Source organism: Natrinema pallidum, from assembly GCF_005890195.1.
Classification (GTDB): domain Archaea; phylum Halobacteriota; class Halobacteria; order Halobacteriales; family Natrialbaceae; genus Natrinema; species Natrinema pallidum.
Genome location: NZ_CP040637.1, coordinates 356625 through 374058 on the forward strand (window position 1 = coordinate 356625; position 17434 = coordinate 374058).

Here is a 17434-nt window from a genome sequence, read left to right on the forward strand (position 1 = left end):
CGGCGGTCCAATCGGCCGCGGTCCACCTACACCGACGCGCCGGCGTAGAGGACGACGACGAGGAAGAGCCAGACGGCGTCGACGAAGTGCCAGTACAGGGACACGGTCGTGATCGACGTATCGCGATCCCGACCGTAGTGACCGCGGACCGCTCGCCACCAGAGCACGGCGATGCCACCAATGCCCAGCGCGACGTGGAGCCCGTGCAGTCCGGTCAGGCCGAAGAAGGCGGTCCCGAAGAACCCGCTCGTGAGGGTGAACCCCTCGTGAGCGACGAACTCGTAGTACTCGTAGGCCTGCCCGGTGAGGAATAGCAGGCCGAGCGCGAGCGTCGCTCCGAGCAGCCCGAGAAATCGCCGTCGGTTCTCGTGCTCGAGCGCCCTGTGGGCGTAGTGGAAGGTGACGCTGCTGGCGACCAGGAGGCCGGTGTTGACGATCACGAGCGAGCCGAGCAGCGGCGGGAGTTCCGCAGGCGGCCAGGCCCCGATTCTGACGACGAAGTAGTAAATAAACAGCGCGCCGAACGTCGAGACGTCAGTTGTGAGGAAGAGCAGCGTCGTCGAGACGTACGACGCCCGTGACTTTCGCGGTCTGCGTTCGTCGCGGGCGGGTGCCAGAAACGCCTGGTCGACCCAGCCCGCGATGCCGGCTAGCAGAACGATCGTTCCGGTGACGGCGAGGCCGACGCCGAACAGCGGCGGGACGAGACCGGTTTCGTCCCCGAAAATGGAGACCGCGACCCCGCCGTAGAGGCCGGCCGCTCCCGCGGCGGCGACGAGCGGCCAGCGACTGCGGTGATCGTGTTCGTCGTGATCGCCGCGACCGCGGTGGTCGCCGTACTCCTCGGGGGCCTGCCCCTCGGGAACGCGGTGGCCGGACCCGTCGGCTCGAGGAGGGCGCTCGTCGAGCGGCTCGGAACGTCCACCGGAGTCCATAGGGCCGCCTTCCACGCCGGGCCGGAAAAAGGACCGCTGCGTACGGGAGGTGCCGTCATCACGCGACAACGAGTCTCGATCGAAACGCGCTCGCCTGTCCCGCGAGCATGCGAGAGCGCGAATGGCCGGCGGGCCGACGAGCCGGTCGGCTCAGTAGAAGTAGTCGTCCGCCGAGAGCTGTACGTAGTCGCCGTCGCGATAGGTGTACTTCCGGCGCTTGTACGCCGCCATGATCTTCGCCGCGCCGAGGCCGGCGGAGTACGTTTTGTTCACGAGACCGTCGCTCGAGCCGGTGCCCTGCATGTCGTTGATCGTGTCGAACACCCGGTCCCAGTCGTCGGGTCCGTAGTCGGCGACGATATCGGCGAAGGCGACGTTGCGCAGGATTTCGTCGCCGATCGCGCGTTTCCAGACATCGTTGTAGTTCGCGATGGAGTCCGTCGCGGCGAGCCGTCCGGCGATCTTGCCGGTGCGGACGGCGACGTGATAGCCCCCCTCGTGGAAGGCGGAAGTGGTACCCATCGCGCCGCCGGCGACGGCGATGTTCGCGCCGACGGGCGACTCGATCGGTCGCGTCGAGGAGATCGGATAGGTTTCGGTCCCCTTCGACTTGCCGCGGTCCTCGACGCGCGGGATGTCCTCCTCGATGTCGTACTCGTCGCCGAACTCCTGCTCCAGGAGGCGGCTGATGTACTCCGCGCCCGAGGGAATCCCCTCGTCGTCGGGCCGCAGGAGCTTGTAGGAACCGGGATCGTCGACGTCGTCGAGGTCCATGCCGATGGGCATCGTCAGCCCGACGCGGGCGACGGTGCCGTCGTTCGGGAAAATCCACGGGTAGGCGGTCTCGCCGGGCATGTGTCCCCACCAGAACAGCAGTCGATCCTCGAACTCCTCGAACAGTTCGGGCGGGAACTCCCGGTACTCCTGGTAGGCGATGTGGTTGGCCTCCGGCGGCGAGAGGTGATCGGAGACGCTCCGGCCGGGGGCCGTGAACTGGTCGAGCGCGTCGAGCGTGATCCGTCGCTGGGGGCCGTCCGCGAGGACGACGTACTGGGCTTCGAGTTGCTCCCCGTTCGAGAGCGTCAGCGTGTGGATCGGCCCCTTGGGACTCGCGGCCCGCAGGTCCGTCTCGAGGTCCGAGACGCCGGTCCCGACGCGCAGGTCCGCGCCGGCGTCGGCGGCGCGGTCGTAGAGCCAATCGTCCATGCGCGCGCGGTGGAAGGTATATCCGAAGTTCGGATAGCTGGCCGCCATCCCGGTCGACGTCAGTTCGACGTCGCTGTTCGGGCCGACGAACTCGGTCGCCTCGAGTTCCCGGTGGATGACCTCGTCGGGGATGTCCCGGTAGTCAAAGCCCATGATGTCGATCCAGTAGTCGAGCATGCCGGCGGCGTCGGTCGAATCCGGCCCCGGTCCCTCGCGGTCCTCCCGCGGGACCCCCTGCTCGAAGAGGACCGTCTTTGCGCCGTGAGCGGCGGCCCGTTCGGCCGCTGACGCACCAGCGGGGCCTCCGCCGACGATCGCGACGTCTACGCGTTCCATACGCCGTTTGGACTCATTGGGTCATTATAAAAACTGCGAGGTGTATTTTCGACGCTCGGCGTCGCCCACCGTCTCCGTCCGGATCGGTAACTGCGGTGGAGCGGTCCGCGCTGTGTCGCGGTGCGCGAGGTCTGACCGAAACGGACTGCGGCCTCCCGAGACGGCCCGGGCGACGGCCGATTACAGCGGTGCGCCGACCAGAACGAGTTTCGCGCGTTCGTCGCTCCGGTTGTGGATCTGCCTGGTTTCCGCCGCGTCGAGTCGGATCGCCTCGTCCGCCTCGAGCGTTACGGTTTCGTCGGCGTCGCCCAGTTCGATGTCGATCGTCCCCGCGACGACGTAGTAGATCTCCTCTTGGCCGGAGTCGGTCTCGTCGTGTTCCATGCCCTTCCCGTCCGGCTCGAGTTCGAGGACCGAAATGCCCAGTTCCTCGGTGTCGAGATCGTCCTTGAGAAACCACATGCCGCCCCACTCCTCGTCGATGACTGATTCCGGATCGGTCTTGGCGACGGTATCGTAGCCCATGATCGATACTTCGCGTTTCGAAACTTAAATCGACGGGACGACGACTCCGCCGTCGCTCGACGGCGGAAGCACGATCCCCGTGCGTTTTTGTTCCGACACGCATAGCAAACGAACGATGTACGATCTGGTCCACCGCTATGCCCCCGCGAGTCCCGCGGGCCGGACCCTCGTCGCGATCAGCGCCTCGGTGATCGGGGTCCCGGCGCTGGTGCTCGGACTCCTCGGAGTGGCCGGCAACACCGCTGCGGGACTCCTGTTCCTTCTGATGAGCGTCGTAACCCTGACCGTCGCCGGCCAGTTGACGCGCGGTGTCGTTCGACAGGCCGCCTCCGCGGACCCCGAGGCGAGCCCACACGAGACCGGGATGCCGGACGAGTCCGACGAACGCCCGGTCGAAACCCTGCGGCGACGGTACGCAGCGGGTGAAATCAGCGACGACGAGTTCGAACGCCGACTCGACCGACTGCTCGAGACCGAACGGCAATCGCGATCGGCGGACGAGCGGGAGCACCTGGTCGAGTGACTCGGTTCCCGCTGGCCCGTCTCGAGACGCCACCGGGTCCGCCACAACAACTGCTAAACCGCGGCGGCACACAGTGAGACGTGTATGCGATCGACGGCAGGGAACGCACAACTGGCGTTGCTCCTCGAGGTCGCGGCGACGCCCAAACCGGGGAACGTCGACCGCCATCGGGACCTCCCGGACCTGCGGTTCGCCCACTTCATGGCCGGCGCGGTGGGGGCCCGTGAGGGGCTCGAGATGGCGGCCGACGGCGCGGCGGTCGGGCCGGCGTTCGAGCGGGCCGTCGAGAAGATGGCCGCTCAGCAGGGGGGAAACACGCAGTTCGGCGCGCTTCTGTTGCTCGTCCCGTTAGTGCGGGCCGCCCAGCAGGATCTCTCACGGCCCGTCGCCGAGTCCGTCGCCCGGGAGACGACCGTCGACGACGCGGCATCGTTCTACCGCGCGTTCGAGCACGTCGATGTCGCCGTCGGCGACCCGCCAGACGACATGGCGGCCCTCGACGTGCGCCGCGGCGCGGACGCGGTCCCAGCCGTCGACGCCCGCGGGTTGACGCTTTTCGACGTGATGGACCGGAGCGTTCCCGGCGACGATGTCGCTCGCGAGTGGGTCCACGGGTTCGACCGCTCGTTCGCGGCGGCCGAGCGACTCGCCGCGGCCGACGGCCCGATATCGGATCGGACCGCGGCCGTCTTCCTCTCGCTGCTCGCCGAGCGACCCGATACGCTCGTCGCGACGCGTCACGACGAGGCGACTGCACGGGCGGTGACCGACCGCGCTGCGGCCTTACACGACGCGGACGCCCTCGAGACGGCCCCCGAAGCCGTCGACTCCTTCGCCGACGATCTCGTCGAGCGGGGGATCAACCCGGGAACGACGGCCGACGTTACCGCAGCCGGGCTGTTCATTGCGCTCGAGCGCGAGGCGGTCGACGTATGACCGACGAGCGAGAGACCGTGACCGACGACGCAGTGACCGATCGCGAGGACGACCGGGCGAACCTCGCGGAGTGGCCGGTCGACCTCTCGGGGGTCACCGAGTCGATCGTGACCACGCTGGGGCCCAACGGGCTGTGGAACGCCGCTGCGCTCGGCCTCCACGCCGGCGATCCCGTCACCGCCCGAACGTGGGGCAACACCCGCACCCGCCGGAACTTCCACCGGCAGGGGACGGGCTACGTGCAGTTCGTCGACGACCCCGTCGACTTCGCCGAGGCCTCTCTCTCGATCGTCGAGCGCGAGGAACCGGTTCTGGCGTCCGCGACCGCCTGGGTGCACGTCGCCGTCGACCGGGTCGAGACCGGTCGCGAGGGCGACACCGACTGGGAGGACTGGACGCTTCGCCCGCTCGAGGCGACGATCGAGCGAGAAACCGTGCCCACGATCGATCGCGGGTTCGGAGCCGTCGTCGAGGCGACCGTCGCCGCGTCGCGACTGTCCGTCTCGGGCTACGACGAAACCGAACTTCGGGACCGCCTCGCGTACTGTGCGTCGGTCGTCGACCGCGCCGGCGGGCCACGCGAACGCGAGGCCATCGAGCGCGTCCGCGAGCGGTCGTCGTGGTAACCCGGAACCGAAACGGCGGGCCGACGGATCGATATCTCGGAGCGCCAAAGAGAAAGGGATTAAGAGCCTCTAGACGGAACCACCCTACATGGCAATCAAACCGGCCTACGTCAAGAAGACCGGGAACCTCCTTCTGGAGCGGTACCCGGAGGCGTTCACGACCGATTTCGAGCAGAACAAAGAGAGCGTCACGAAGCTCACGAACGTCGAGTCCAAGGGCGTCCGCAACCGCATCGCGGGCTACGTAACGCGAAAGAAAGGCGCAGAAGTTCCCGCATAAGTCGATCTTTTCACCTCGAGCGAGTGACCCGACGGCAAGCGACCGCAGTCGATCGTCCGACTCGAGAGCCGGGGCTTCGCCGATAGAGCGGAGCGCTTCGCGGTCGAGCGCGCGCGGAGAACAGTCCGACTCGATACCTGCCTTACTGGTCGAAACCGGGTTCCATGTAGACCGCGGCGACGAACGCGACGGTCGCGATCCCGAATCCGAACAGGAGCCCGATCATGCCGGTCAGAATGCTCAGTTCCAGACCGAGTACCGGGAGCATCCCGCCGTTGTAGCCCGTCCACGCGAAGGCGACGCCCAGCAGCGCCGCGACGGCCGCGATGGCCGCCGCACCGATACTAAAGCGGGTGTCGAACAGTCCTCGGTCGCTGGTGTTCGCGGTCGAACTCGTCATCGGGACCACCTCCCGTCGGCGGCCTCGAGTCGATCCTGTCGATAATGCATCGGTCGACAACTGGCGCTCCCGTTTCTTAATATCTTCTATCCGTTCACAGCGCTCGCGACGACCGGCTACCGGTCGCACGCGGGCCCGACGCCGGCCAAGTGATTCCGACCATTGACACGCGCTACCGTAAACCCAAACGGTTTTGCGGACACGACTCGGAGTGGCGAAAAATGGCAGTACGAGTAGGCGTACTCGGTGCAACCGGTGCCGTTGGACAGCGACTCATTCAACTACTCGATCCTCACTCGGACTTCGAGATCGCGACGCTCACAGCCAGCGAGGCAAGTGCCGGCAAGACGTATCGACAGGCCGCGAAGTGGCGCGTCGACAGCCCGATTCCCGATGCCGTCGCCGATATGACCGTGACGGCGACCGATCCCGACGCGGTCCCGAACGATGTCGACATGCTGTTCTCGTCGCTCCCCTCGAGCATCGGCGCGGACGTCGAACCCGGCTTCTGTGAGGCGGGGTACGTCGTCTCGTCGAATTCCTCGAACGGGCGTATGGACGACGACATCCCGCTCGTGATTCCGGAAGTCAACCCCGACCACCTCGACCTGCTCGAGGTCCAGCGCGACGAGCGCGGCTGGGACGGCGCGATGGTCAAGAACCCCAACTGCTCGACGATCACATTCGTTCCTACGCTCGCGGCGCTCACGGAATACGGCCTCGAGAAGGTCCACGTCTCGACGCTCCAGGCTGTTTCCGGCGCGGGCTACGACGGGGTGAGTTCGATGGAGATCATCGACAACGCCGTCCCCTACATCGGCGGCGAGGAGGACAAACTCGAGACCGAGTCGCGGAAACTGCTCGGCGAGTTCGACGGGGCCGAACTCACGCACAACGGTATGGACGTGGCGGCCTCCTGTAACCGCATCCCGACCATCGACGGCCACCTCGAGAACGTCTGGGTCGAGACCGAGGAGGACCTGACCGCGGACGCGGCCGCCGAGGCCATGCGGGAGTACCCGTCGCTGGACCTGCGTTCCTCGCCGGACCCGCTCATCCACGTCTTCGAGGAACCCGACCGTCCGCAGCCCCGGATGGACCGTACCCTCGGCGACGGGATGGCCATCGCCGCCGGCGGCCTTCAGGAATCGCCCTTTGGCTTGCAGTACAACTGTCTGGCTCACAATACGATCCGCGGTGCCGCCGGTGCGAGCGTGCTCAACGGCGAACTGCTGCTCGAGAACGGATACATCTAATCGCGCGAAGCCGTCCCGTGGTCGACAAACGGTCGGCGTCACCGTTCGATCGCCGTCATTTGCCACGGCTCTCGAACCGCTCTCCGGTCGCAGTGCTCCCTCAAAACTGTCGCTCGGCCGTGCTGTGACGGGGTCGGGAGAGTGCGATAATATAAGCCCCAGCGCCACGTAATGAGAGCGTACGCCCCGCATGGTCCTGATCGTCGAGTTCGAAATCGCGACGCCGATCCTCCGGCGAACGGTCGACGACGTCGCGAAGATCGACGTCGATGAGATCTACCAGTCCGAAACGGGGGCGACGAAACTCATCTGCTGGGTCTACGGCGACGACCTCGGGCATCTCGAGGCGTCGCTGGCCGCGGACGATACCGTACGGACCGCCTCGCTGCTCGAGGAGCAAGACGACTGTCGTCTCTACAGCGTCACGCTCTCCGAGCGTGGCGAGGCCCACCTGACGTATCCCACGGCAGCGGAGTACGATATCGGCTACCACGAGATCACGGTCACGAAGGATACGAAGATCCGGGCCCGCGTTCCCACGCGAGCGTCGCTGTTCGCGTATCGCGACGCCTGTCGGGAGAAGGGCATCCCGTTTCGGATTCAGCGAATCTTTCGGGAATCGGACCCCTCCGGCGATCGGTACGGAATCACCGACAGGCAGCGAGAGGCGTTGCAGGTCGCCCTCGAGGAGGGCTATTTCGACGTGCCGCGGGAGACGACGTTATCGGCGATCGCCGAGAAACTCGAGATTTCGGACCAAGCCCTGTCCGCGCGCCTTCGACGGGGACAGGCCAATCTCCTCCGCAATACGATGGGTGAACGGTCCCCCATTTAACGGGTTGGCCATTCAATCGTGTTCGCTTCCCGTTTCCGACTGGTATCCGGAGTATGGAAACCGAACCGTCGACCGTCGAATCTCGCCCGCACGACGGGGACAGGACGTATCAGTTCGAACCGGAGACCCCACTCAGCGAAACGGTCATCGCCGCGGTCGCGGCGGAATCGGGGTTAGACGAACTCGAAATCGCCGACGAGTTCGGGCCGCTCTACGACGCGGTCGATCCGACCGCGTTGGATTCGCTGTTTCGGTCGACGCCGCGGACGGACCGGTCCGTCGGGTCCGTTACGTTCGCGTACGCCACCTACCGAATCACGGTCGACCAGACGGGACAGGTGTTGCTCGAGGACCGGGACTAATCGTTCTTTGAACGAGCGATCGGACCTATTCCTCAGGACCGTCGGAAGCGACTGATCGACGAGCGAAGGGTGGCGGTACGTCGCCGCTTAGTCGTCGGTTCGTGGCAACGCGACCACCGGGACCGATGCTTCCGTCACTAACCGTCGCGCCACGTCGCCGGTGAGTAGTTCCACGAACCGGCTCCCGCCGCGGGGCTCGAAGACGACGGCGTCGACGTCACGTTCGGTTGCCGCCTCGAAGATCGTCTCGACCACGTCGGTTCCGAAGAGGATCGCCGTCTCGACCGCGCCGACTCGCTCCTCGAGCGGCCCGCGAGCGCGCTCGAAGACCGTCCGTGCATACTCCTCGCGCTGTTCGACCGAGGCTTTGTCGGGCGCACCCTCTGCTTTCTCGATCACGTTGACGACGATCACCCGACTCGACGGGGAGAGATGCGGTGCGAGCGCCGCCGCGGTCCGTTCCCCGTCTTCGGGATCGGCCACGGGAACGAGCACTGTCCCGTCGAAGGTCAGCAACACGGGACACCTCCCGCGTTCTCCGCTTGCGCGGCGTCTTTCGTGCGACTGTCGACGACTGCTGTGAGCTTCATACACCTGGTTCGTCACAGGGGGGCAAAAAAGTAGAGTCGATCGACGGCTCGCGCGGCGGTCGTCCGGGATCGTCCGCGGCCGCAGTTCCGTCAGGGGAGGACTACGTTTTCGAGGGCCGCATCGGGTCCGGATTCGTCGAATCGACGGCGGTTTTCCGCGACGATGTCGGCCAGTCGATCGTAGTACGCCGGCGTGTGGCCCGCGTTGTGTGGCGTGATCTGCACGTTTTCGAAGGTCCACAGCGGATGGTCCTCGGGCAGCGGTTCGGGATCGGTTACGTCCAGTGATGCGCCCCGAATCCGGTTCGAGCGCAGCGCCGCGACGAGCGCGTCGGTGTCGACGACCGGCCCGCGGGCGATGTTGACGAGCACCGACTCGGGGTCCATCGTGATGAACGCCTCGCGATCGATCAGACCGCGCGTCGTTTCCGTGAGCGGACAGGCGAGGACGAGGTAGTCCGTCCGTGCGAGTGCGTCGTCGAACGCCGCGTCCTCGAAGCCGATCACCTCGTCCGTCGGCCCACCCTTCGCCGGGGTATAGCGCACGCCGATCGTGTCGACGCCGAACGGCTCGAGGCGCGTACAGACCGACTGCCCGATCGCGCCGAGGCCGACGATGGTTACCGTCGACCCCTGCAGTTCCGTGGCCTTGTAGTGGCGCCACTCGCGGCGACGTTGGCGGCGCTCGCCGACGTGAAACCGCCTGGTGAAGTGGAGGATCGCACCCACGACGTGCTCGCCGATGTTCGGTCCGTGAACACCCGAGGCGTTCGTCACCGTGACGCCCCGATCCTCGAGGTCCGCGAGCGGCAGGTGGCCGGTCCCCGCGTAGGCACACGCGAAGACGTCGAGGGAATCGGCGGCCGCGAGCAGTTCCTCCTCGAGCGTCATGCCGGTGACGAAGCGTACGTTTTCGATCGCCTCGCGCTCCTCGGCCGGCGTTCTCGCCAGGTCGACGGTGTGGTCCGGCAGCCGATCGCGGATCGCGTCGGCGTACTGTTCGATCGGCGTTCCGTGGGTGCCCGTTCGCAGGACGAGCACGTCCGGCGCATCGTCGCTCATGTCACAGTCCTCGACCGATGCCGGCAAAAGCGTTCGTCTCGCGGCACCGCTGGTGCCCCAACGCCGTCGAACCGATCCGGACTGCGACGCACGCTCCGTTCACGCTGGTACGGCGTCCCGCCACGACCACCCGCCGAAGCGGTTCGCCGTTGACGGCCCGCGCCGTCCCGGTCTCGCCGGCCGTTATCGGCTCGTCTCGCAGCCCAGTCGTCGCTCCACCGCGTCGCGAACCCGCTCGAGCACGACGGGAGTGTCGCTCGGGCGACCGACGCTGACCGCGTCCGCGCCGTAGCCGACGTACTCGCGGACGGTCTCGTCGTCGCGGACACCGTTGTTGGCGATCACGAACAGGTCGGTGGCGTCGGCGATGTCGGCGACGACCGATTCGGTATCCATCGCGTCGACGTGGACGAAGGCCGCTCCCGCCGTCTCGAGGCGACGGGCCAGTGCCGGCAGGTCGACGCCCGGGACCTCCGCGCGGACCTTCACGCCGACGGTCGCACCGGTTTCGGCCGCCCGCGCCACGTAGCCAGCGAGTCGCTCGCCGTCCCGCAGGAGCGTCTCGCCACAGCCGACGTCGCGGAGTTCGGCCTGTCGGCAGTGGGCGTTGATCTCGAGGTACGCGTCCCGATCGCGACAGACGCGAGCGGCGTCGACGACGGGGTCGACGGTCGCACTCCGGACGTTGACCCCCGGTTGGATCGGCGTCCCGGCGAGCGACTCGAGTTCGCGGGCGACGAAGGCCAGCGGATCGTCGGGCAGGAACTCGGTGCGATCGCGAGCGACGAGTTCGCGGGCGGCCGCGCGGGAATCCGCGTCGATGGCGATGCCGCCGAGGAACGCCGCCCCGGCGTATTCGGCACCGGCCCGTGCCCAGTCGGCGTCTGCCTCGCCGCTGAGGCTCGCGAGCGCGAGCGGCGGCGTAAACGACACTGTCGATGCCATTTCAGCTCACGTGTCCGATCGCATCGTCGATCGCGCGGATCACGCGCGCGGCGTCAGCGCTGGAGTCGATCGCGATGTCCGTCCGAACCGTCGGCCGGTCGAAATCGGCGTCGTCGCCGTCGTCGATCACGAACGCGTCCGCGAACGGGTAGGCGGTCGCCAGCCCTTCGGTGCTCGGCTCCGCGTTGACGGCCTCCATGAGGTCGCCAGCGGGCCCGGAGAACGCGTCGTCGCCGAGGAACGGCGAGACGGCGACGACGGTCGTCTGGGCGAGCGCGTCCGCGACGCCCGGGAGCGCGAGCATCGGTCCGATACTGGTGACCGGGTTCGACGGGCCGATGACGACGGTATCCTCGAGCGCCTCGAGGACGCCCGGAGCGGGGTCGGCCTGCGAGGAGCCGCGGAACTCGACGGTGTCGACGGCCGGGTCGCCCCGATGGGCGACCCAGTACTCCTGGAAGTGCATGACTCCCTCGTCGGTGTGGACGAGGCTTGCCACGGGATCGTCGCTCATCGGGAGGAGATCGATCGTCAGTCCGAAGGCGTCGGCGAGTCGCTCGGTCGCCTCGCTCAACGTCTTCCCCTCGTCGATGAGGCTCGTCCGCGTAATGTGGACGGCCCGGTCGCGATCACCGATGGTCATGAATTCGGCAACGCCCGAAAAGCGACGCCAGTTCGCGAGCGTCCGGCCCTCGGTCTGCCTGTCGTCGGGGAGATACTGCGGCCCCTCGGGCAGCCCCGCGGCCGATGCGATATCGGAAAGCGCCGAGTTGGTCCGCTGCGTATCGCCCTCGATACCCCACCACGTCTCTCGGTCGAGGATTCCACCACCCTGAAACAGCAGCGTATCGACGTCCGGCGAGACCAAGAGCCCGCCGATCTCGATGTCGTCGCCCGTGTTGACGACGACCGTGGTCTCCTCCGGCGAGAACGCGGCGGCAGCGCCGTCCAATAGCTTCGGCGTTCCAGTGCCACCGGAGAGGAAAGTTACCATACCTACACCTCTCGAGCGAGGCTACTTAATCGCTTATGGCCGGCGTTCGGGACCCGGAAATATCGTCCCGAACCGCTTCGTCGAACGACGACCGGCGGCCAGGGTGGCGGTTCAATGCAGTAGACCGGGGGGATCGCGCGGTTACTCGACGACGATCGTTCCGGTCATGAAGCGTTCGTGGGGGATGCAGACGTACTCGTGTTCGCCCGTCGTCTCGAACGTGTGGACGTACGATTGGCCCGACTGGACCGCGCCTTTGCCGTTCTCCCATCCCTCGCGAGCACCGTCTTCGCTGTCGAACCCGCCCGACGTCCAGTAGGCCGCGTCGCTCGGGATCCGATCTTCGAAGGCCGTCACCGTGTGCGGTTCGCCGGCCGCGTGTTTCCAGGCGACGGTCTCGCCCTGCTTGACGGTGAGCGTCTCCGGAGCGTACGCGGTCGCCTGCATCTCGACGACGTGGTCGGCGTCGTCGGGGACGCCCTCGACGACGTTCGGTCCGCCCTGGAGGTCCGGCGCTGATTCGGTCTCGTCGGCAGTGTCAGCCGACCCGTCGACCGGCGCTGCGTCGGCCGCGCCGGCGACCGCGAACTGCGCCCGCAACGCCGCCGTCGCGAACGCTTCGGCGGCCTCGTCGACGTCCATCTCCGTCTCGTGGGCGGCGTCGCTCTCGGCGTCGCTCGCCTCGAGCGCGGCGGTGTACTCCTCGAGCGCCGCCTCGAATCCCTCGTAGGCCTCCCGGTCGGCTTCCTCGAGGAGTTCGTGGGCCTGCGCACTCTCGAACGTCTCGTACACGTCATCCATGAGTGACGCGGCGGCGGCACCGAACGAGCCGCCGGCGGCCGCGACGACGGTATAGGTCGCCGCGACCGCGTGCTCGTTGAACGCCCGGGCCGTGGCTCCGACAGCCGTATCGTTCCCGGCGGCGGTCTGCGCGTCGCCGAGCGCGCCCTCGAACGATTCGTACCGGTCGTGATCGGCGTCTTCGAGTGCCTCGTGGAACCCGCCCGCACCGTTTTCGAAGTACTCGAACGTCTCCCCGACGACGGTTTCGGCTCGGTCGGACGCGCCGAGGGCGTCCAGAACGCCGGCGTCGAACACCCGCGCGGTCATGTACCCGCTTTCGACGGCGCTGACCTGTGCGGTCGAGCCGACGGTCGTCTCGAACTCGAGGAGGGTCTCGCGGATCCCCGTCGCGTGTTCGTCGACGGCCGCGTCGTCGCCGTTCTCGCAGGCCTCGATGAGGCCTTGCAGGTGCTCCTCTTCGAAGGTCTCGTAGAGCGATTCGTCAGTCTCCTCGAGCGTTTCGTGGAAGTCGGCTTCGTTGGCCTCGAACGTCTCGAACAGCCCGCGGACGAGTTCGGCGGCGGCCGCGTTCTCGCCGAGCCGATACCGTTCCACCGCGTCTTCGGTTCGAGCTTTGAAGAAGCCAGCCTCGATCAGTGCGGCCTCGCTGCCGGTCCCCAGGGCCTCGATCCCGGTCACCAGCCCGTCGTCGACCGCATCGACGGCGGTGTCGACGCCCGCCGAATCGTCGTTCTCGATCGCCGTCGCGAGTGCATCCAGACCGTCCTCCTCGAATCGGTGGTAGGCGTCCTCGCTCGCCTCTTCGAGTGCCTCGTGTGCGCGAGCGCCCTCGAAGTGTTCGAACGCGTTCTCGACGACCCGCGCGGCTGCATCGTGCTTCCCGTGCTCGAAGAGCCAGGCCGCGTCGTGGGCCCGCGCCCGATACACGGTCAGGGCAGCGGCGTGAGCGAACGCCGTCGACGGCCCGCCCAGCCCCGCGAGCGCCGCAGCGTCCCAGCCTCGTGCCTGATAGGCGGCGATCTGTCCGGCACCCGCTGCCGACTCGGACGGTGCCAGGGCGTAGCCGCCGTCGATAGCCGCCGCGAGCGCATCGCTCGCGCTCGAGCGGACGCCCTCTACGTCCTCGTCGCCCGCGGCCGTGGCGACGCTCTCCATGGCGTGTTCGAATCGCTCGTAAACGTCGCCGTCGGCTTCCCCGATCGCGTCGTGGACGGCCGCCCCCTCGAACCGTTCGAACGCGTCGTTCGCGACGGTTTCGGCGGCGTCGAAGGCACCGGCCGAGGCGAGCATGACACTATCGGCGACCGTCGTCCCGAACGCCTGCAGATCGAACGCCTGGGCCGTCGGCTCGCCAACGAGGGTCTGCTGGGCCCCGCGGAGTTGCTCGTCCGCGATACCGGTTTCCTCCCGGCCGCGTGCGATGTCGTTCCGCTCCAGCCCCTCCGTCCGGAGTTCGACGAGCGCCTCCTCGAACGCCTCGTAGCGTGACTCGTCGGTTTCCTCGAGCATTTCGTGGGCGTTGTACTCGCCGCTGGCGTGCTCAAAGCGATCGAACGTCCGGCTGGCGATAGCAGCGCCGGCACCGGTCTCACCGGCCTCCCCCGCGGCGAGCGCGTCCCACAGCCGCGCTCGCATCGCGTTCCACTCGGCGGCGACGGCCGTCTTGGCCGGCTCCGCGACCGTCGATCCCTCGTCGGACTCCGGAGATGTCCCGTCTTCCCCCGAGTCCGATTCGGGGTCTTTTTCCTCGGTCGTCTCGGAACACCCGGCGAGTCCGAGACTCGCGATTGCAGCGCCGCTCCCCTTCAGCCACGCGCGTCGTGTCTGTCGCATGGTTTTAGGCTCGCCTAAATATATAAATGCGTTCCGATTTTGGATGGCCTAAAACGGTGCCTCACGGCGTCGCTCGCGCTGCTGTGCTGTGATCGCAGCCCCGTCGGTCCTGAATCCGGTTCGAACGACCGGCCTCCGATCGGAGCGTGGGCCAGTTTGCAGGCGTGCGGCGCGATCCGGATTCCCTCGAGCCGTCCCGTGATCTCCCCGGTTCCGGGCACCCCTCGATGCAACATTATATAATCATTGATGATGGTATCCATATCCGCGAGCGAGGCCTACGACTACCGAGGACCGATGGCAGTAACGACCACACCCGTAGACGACGGTGCAATGGACGGACTCGACGAGGAACTTCGCGGCGAGTTGTTCCGGCCCGGTGATCCGAACTACGACGAGAGGCGAACAATCTGGAACGGCATGATCGACAGGCGGCCGGCGCTCATCGTTCGAGCGACGGGTGTATCGGACGTGATCGCAACGGTGGACTTCGCCCGCGAGCAGAACGTACTGCTCGCAGTTCGCGGCGGCGGACACAACATCGCCGGCAATGCCGTCTGCGATGGCGGCGTGATGCTCGATCTCTCGGCGATGCGGTCGGTTCGGGTCGATCCGGCGGAACGGACGGCTCGCGTCGAGCCGGGCGCAACCCTCGGTGATTTCGACCACGAGGCGCAAGCGTTCGGACTGGCGACGCCGACCGGAATCAATTCGCCGACCGGCGTCGCGGGGCTCACGCTCGGCGGCGGGTTTGGCTGGCTGACTCGCAGGTACGGAATGACGGTGGATAACCTGCGCTCCGTCGATATCGTCACCGCGGACGGCGAACTGCGTCACGCAAGCGAGGCGGAAAACTCGGACCTCTTCTGGGGGATTCGAGGCGGGGGCGGTAACTTCGGCGTGGTCACCTCGTTCGAGTTCGATCTCCACGAGGTCGGCCCCGAAATCCTCTCCGGACCGATCGTCTACGCGGGCGACGATGCGCGGGAGGTCATCCGACACGTTCGGGACTTCAACGAGGACGCACCGGTCGAGTACGCAGCCGATCTCCCGTCGCCACTGTCCGAGATCGTCTTCGGGCAACTCGGCGGCGAGATGGCACGCGTCCCGTCGGACGCGATGGCCTACCCCCACCGGGACGCCGCGTACGCGATGAACGTCTACACGCGCTGGGAGGACCCCGCGATGGACGACGAGTGCATCGCCTGGTCCCGAACGTTCTTCGACGCGATGGCTCCGTACGCGACCGGCGGCGTCTACGTGAACTTCATCAGCGAGAACGAGGGCGAGGAAACCCTCGCTTACGGGCGGAACGGGGACCGGCTGGCCGAGGTCAAGGCCACGTACGATCCGGAGAACCTGTTTCGGCTGAGCCAGAACGTCGAACCCGCCCGATAACTCTTTTTTCGAGCCGCTACTCGCCGATCCAGTCCGCGAAGCTCCCCTCGAGCAGCGTCTCCGACTGCCGGCTGACGTATGCGCGTTGCATCGTTGCGATCGCCTCGTCGAAGTCTGCTCCGTCATCGAGAGCGGACCGAACCTGCTCGCGCTTCCAGCCGGCTGGCGTGACTGCCTGCCGGACGCGCCGCCGGAGCGGGTAGAGATACTTCGCGGCGTCTTCCTCGCTCAGACCGCGGTTGGTCAGCCCGTCCTCGGCGTGAGCCAGCAGGTCCTCGTAGAGCGCGAGGCGATCGGCCGTCTGCTTGCCGTCGTTGGTGATCCAGGTCAGGTCGGCCTCGAGACCGTCGACCATCGCGGCGTAGAAGTTTCCGCGAGCGAGCTGCCAGTCGAGTTCGATGACGGGGTGCTCGAGTCGGGTCAGACTCTCCATCAGGCCGGCGAAGGCGGCGAGGAAGGCGATCGAATCGCGAACCGTGGGCTGGGCAGGAATCGGCCGGAACTCGATGCGGGCGTTCGCAGCCGATCTGGTCGGGCCGCCGAAGACCGGCCGGACCCACCGCCAATACGTGCCGTGTTTGCGGCTGAAGTGGGGGAACTGATCGTCGAAGCGCTCGCCGGGCTCGACCGGCATCGGGACGATAGTGTCGTCATCGGCGACCCGGTCGATCGCTTCGTCGACCGTCTCCAGGTCGTGTGGGAAGCGGACCTTGCCGTCTCCCGTTGTGGGATCGTTGAGGACGGTCTCGAAGATGCTGATCCGGTGTTCCATCCAGGCGTCCCGGAGGATGTCGTCAGCGGTGGCGTCGTCGTCGTAGAGGTCGACGGGGAAAAACGGGGAGTTGACCCCGAGCGCGAGCAGCGGGCCGGCGACCCGGAGCGCGTAATTGAAGTACTCGGGGAGATCGGGGGCGTGAGCGACCTGATAGTGGGGCTGAATCGACGTGATGAGGCTCTCGGGCATGACGGTATCACCCTGCACGGAGACGTTCGGGGCCTCGATGCGCATTCCCGCGGCGTCGGCCTGCTCGGTGTTGGCCATCGCGTGATACCGGGCGGAGTCGCTCATGTTCGTCGCGATGCGGATCGCCCGTTCGGTCCCGTCCGGAGCGGTCGCCGTCCGCTCGACGCTGTCGGTGAGGTAGGTCCCCGCCGCCTCGCCTTCAGGGGGGAGCGTCCAGAGCGCGTCGCTGACTAACCGCATTCGCTCGGACTTCGTCACGTCCAGTGCCGTCTGTAACCGGGCTTTGACCTCCGACTCCTGGGCGGCCAGTCCGGGGGCGTTCAGCGGCTGCGGGCTGGTCGTCATCTCCGCGTTGTGCAGGCCCAGTTCCTTCTCGAAACCGATCAACTCGAGCAGTCGACGCGGGACCCGCCGCAGCGCACAGTCGTCGGCCTTGACCGCGTAGAACTCGTACTCGAGGCCGACGATCGCCTGCGGATTGTCGAAGACCCCCTCCTCGACGGCGTCTTTGATGACTGCCGCGTCCGCCTGGGCCCGCTCCCGGAAGTCGGCGGCGTCGACCGCCAGCACGTCCGCGACCCGTGCGGCGAGTTCCTCCTCTGGCATACCACCGAGTGTGTGGCC

The 17434-nt window shown here is 67.1% G+C and carries 18 protein-coding genes; 8 read left to right on the plus strand and 10 right to left on the minus strand.

The window, feature by feature from the left end; genetic code table 11:
* Nucleotides 1–26: 26 nt before the first annotated feature.
* The 3 genes from FGF80_RS01650 to FGF80_RS01660 all read right to left on the minus strand — a co-directional run bounded on the left by FGF80_RS01650 (nucleotide 27) and on the right by FGF80_RS01660 (nucleotide 3002).
* Complete coding sequence (locus FGF80_RS01650; RefSeq protein WP_138651860.1) at nucleotides 27–935, minus strand: cytochrome c oxidase subunit 3; 909 nt, start codon at nucleotides 933–935, stop codon at nucleotides 27–29.
* 150 nt (nucleotides 936–1085) lie between these two features.
* Entirely contained in the window at nucleotides 1086–2477 is a 1392-nt protein-coding gene (locus FGF80_RS01655) for an NAD(P)/FAD-dependent oxidoreductase (protein ID WP_006184288.1), read from the minus strand.
* A gap of 180 nt (nucleotides 2478–2657) precedes the next feature.
* On the minus strand, nucleotides 2658–3002 hold the full coding sequence (locus FGF80_RS01660; protein ID WP_138651862.1) for a cupin domain-containing protein: 345 nt from the start codon (nucleotides 3000–3002) through the stop codon (nucleotides 2658–2660).
* Between the two features lie 115 nt (nucleotides 3003–3117).
* Here FGF80_RS01660 and FGF80_RS01665 point away from each other — a divergent pair, with 115 nt between their 5' ends.
* The 4 genes from FGF80_RS01665 (at nucleotide 3118) to FGF80_RS01680 (ending at nucleotide 5367) form a co-directional block, all read left to right on the plus strand.
* Nucleotides 3118–3525, plus strand: a complete 408-nt coding sequence (locus FGF80_RS01665) for an SHOCT domain-containing protein (protein WP_138651864.1) — start codon at nucleotides 3118–3120, stop codon at nucleotides 3523–3525.
* An 84-nt stretch (nucleotides 3526–3609) separates the two neighbouring features.
* A complete protein-coding gene (locus FGF80_RS01670; RefSeq protein WP_138651866.1) occupies nucleotides 3610–4461 on the plus strand; it encodes a triphosphoribosyl-dephospho-CoA synthase in 852 nt (283 codons plus the stop codon).
* A complete protein-coding gene (locus FGF80_RS01675; protein ID WP_138651868.1) occupies nucleotides 4458–5087 on the plus strand; it encodes a DUF447 domain-containing protein in 630 nt (209 codons plus the stop codon). Before FGF80_RS01670 ends, FGF80_RS01675 begins: the two co-directional genes overlap by 4 nt.
* Before the next feature lie 88 nt (nucleotides 5088–5175).
* Entirely contained in the window at nucleotides 5176–5367 is a 192-nt protein-coding gene (locus FGF80_RS01680) for a 30S ribosomal protein S17e (RefSeq protein ID WP_006184283.1), read from the plus strand.
* A gap of 142 nt (nucleotides 5368–5509) precedes the next feature.
* Here the strand turns inward: FGF80_RS01680 and FGF80_RS01685 are convergent, their stop codons facing one another.
* Nucleotides 5510–5776 carry a hypothetical protein gene (locus tag FGF80_RS01685; RefSeq protein ID WP_006184282.1) on the minus strand — a complete coding sequence of 89 codons (267 nt, stop codon included), beginning with the start codon at nucleotides 5774–5776 and terminating at the stop codon, nucleotides 5510–5512.
* A gap of 212 nt (nucleotides 5777–5988) precedes the next feature.
* Between FGF80_RS01685 and asd the strand changes: the two genes are divergently transcribed.
* The 3 genes from asd to FGF80_RS01700 all read left to right on the plus strand — a co-directional run bounded on the left by asd (nucleotide 5989) and on the right by FGF80_RS01700 (nucleotide 8220).
* A complete protein-coding gene (gene asd, locus FGF80_RS01690) occupies nucleotides 5989–7023 on the plus strand; it encodes an aspartate-semialdehyde dehydrogenase (RefSeq protein ID WP_138651870.1) in 1035 nt (344 codons plus the stop codon).
* Nucleotides 7024–7213: 190 nt separating this feature from the next.
* On the plus strand, nucleotides 7214–7858 hold the full coding sequence (locus FGF80_RS01695) for a helix-turn-helix domain-containing protein (RefSeq protein ID WP_138651872.1): 645 nt from the start codon (nucleotides 7214–7216) through the stop codon (nucleotides 7856–7858).
* A gap of 53 nt (nucleotides 7859–7911) precedes the next feature.
* Complete coding sequence (locus tag FGF80_RS01700; protein ID WP_006184279.1) at nucleotides 7912–8220, plus strand: HalOD1 output domain-containing protein; 309 nt, start codon at nucleotides 7912–7914, stop codon at nucleotides 8218–8220.
* 87 nt (nucleotides 8221–8307) lie between these two features.
* On the opposite strand, the gene FGF80_RS01705 is transcribed toward FGF80_RS01700, so the two are convergent.
* The 5 genes from FGF80_RS01705 to FGF80_RS01725 all read right to left on the minus strand — a co-directional run bounded on the left by FGF80_RS01705 (nucleotide 8308) and on the right by FGF80_RS01725 (nucleotide 14448).
* Nucleotides 8308–8739: a universal stress protein gene (locus FGF80_RS01705; RefSeq protein ID WP_138651874.1), complete on the minus strand. Its 432-nt coding sequence runs from the start codon at nucleotides 8737–8739 to the stop codon at nucleotides 8308–8310.
* A 161-nt stretch (nucleotides 8740–8900) separates the two neighbouring features.
* Complete coding sequence (locus FGF80_RS01710) at nucleotides 8901–9872, minus strand: D-2-hydroxyacid dehydrogenase (RefSeq protein ID WP_006184277.1); 972 nt, start codon at nucleotides 9870–9872, stop codon at nucleotides 8901–8903.
* A gap of 183 nt (nucleotides 9873–10055) precedes the next feature.
* Nucleotides 10056–10817 (minus strand): beta/alpha barrel domain-containing protein, encoded by a 762-nt coding sequence (locus FGF80_RS01715; RefSeq protein WP_138651876.1) that lies wholly within the window; start codon nucleotides 10815–10817, stop codon nucleotides 10056–10058.
* Between the two features lies 1 nt (nucleotide 10818).
* Nucleotides 10819–11811 (minus strand): 2-phospho-L-lactate transferase, encoded by a 993-nt coding sequence (gene cofD / locus FGF80_RS01720; protein ID WP_006184275.1) that lies wholly within the window; start codon nucleotides 11809–11811, stop codon nucleotides 10819–10821.
* 141 nt (nucleotides 11812–11952) lie between these two features.
* Entirely contained in the window at nucleotides 11953–14448 is a 2496-nt protein-coding gene (locus FGF80_RS01725; RefSeq protein WP_138651878.1) for a DUF5059 domain-containing protein, read from the minus strand.
* Between the two features lie 297 nt (nucleotides 14449–14745).
* Between FGF80_RS01725 and FGF80_RS01730 the strand changes: the two genes are divergently transcribed.
* A complete protein-coding gene (locus FGF80_RS01730; RefSeq protein ID WP_138651880.1) occupies nucleotides 14746–15846 on the plus strand; it encodes an FAD-binding oxidoreductase in 1101 nt (366 codons plus the stop codon).
* A 16-nt stretch (nucleotides 15847–15862) separates the two neighbouring features.
* Here the strand turns inward: FGF80_RS01730 and FGF80_RS01735 are convergent, their stop codons facing one another.
* Nucleotides 15863–17416: a hypothetical protein gene (locus FGF80_RS01735; RefSeq protein WP_138651882.1), complete on the minus strand. Its 1554-nt coding sequence runs from the start codon at nucleotides 17414–17416 to the stop codon at nucleotides 15863–15865.
* Nucleotides 17417–17434: the final 18 nt, after the last annotated feature.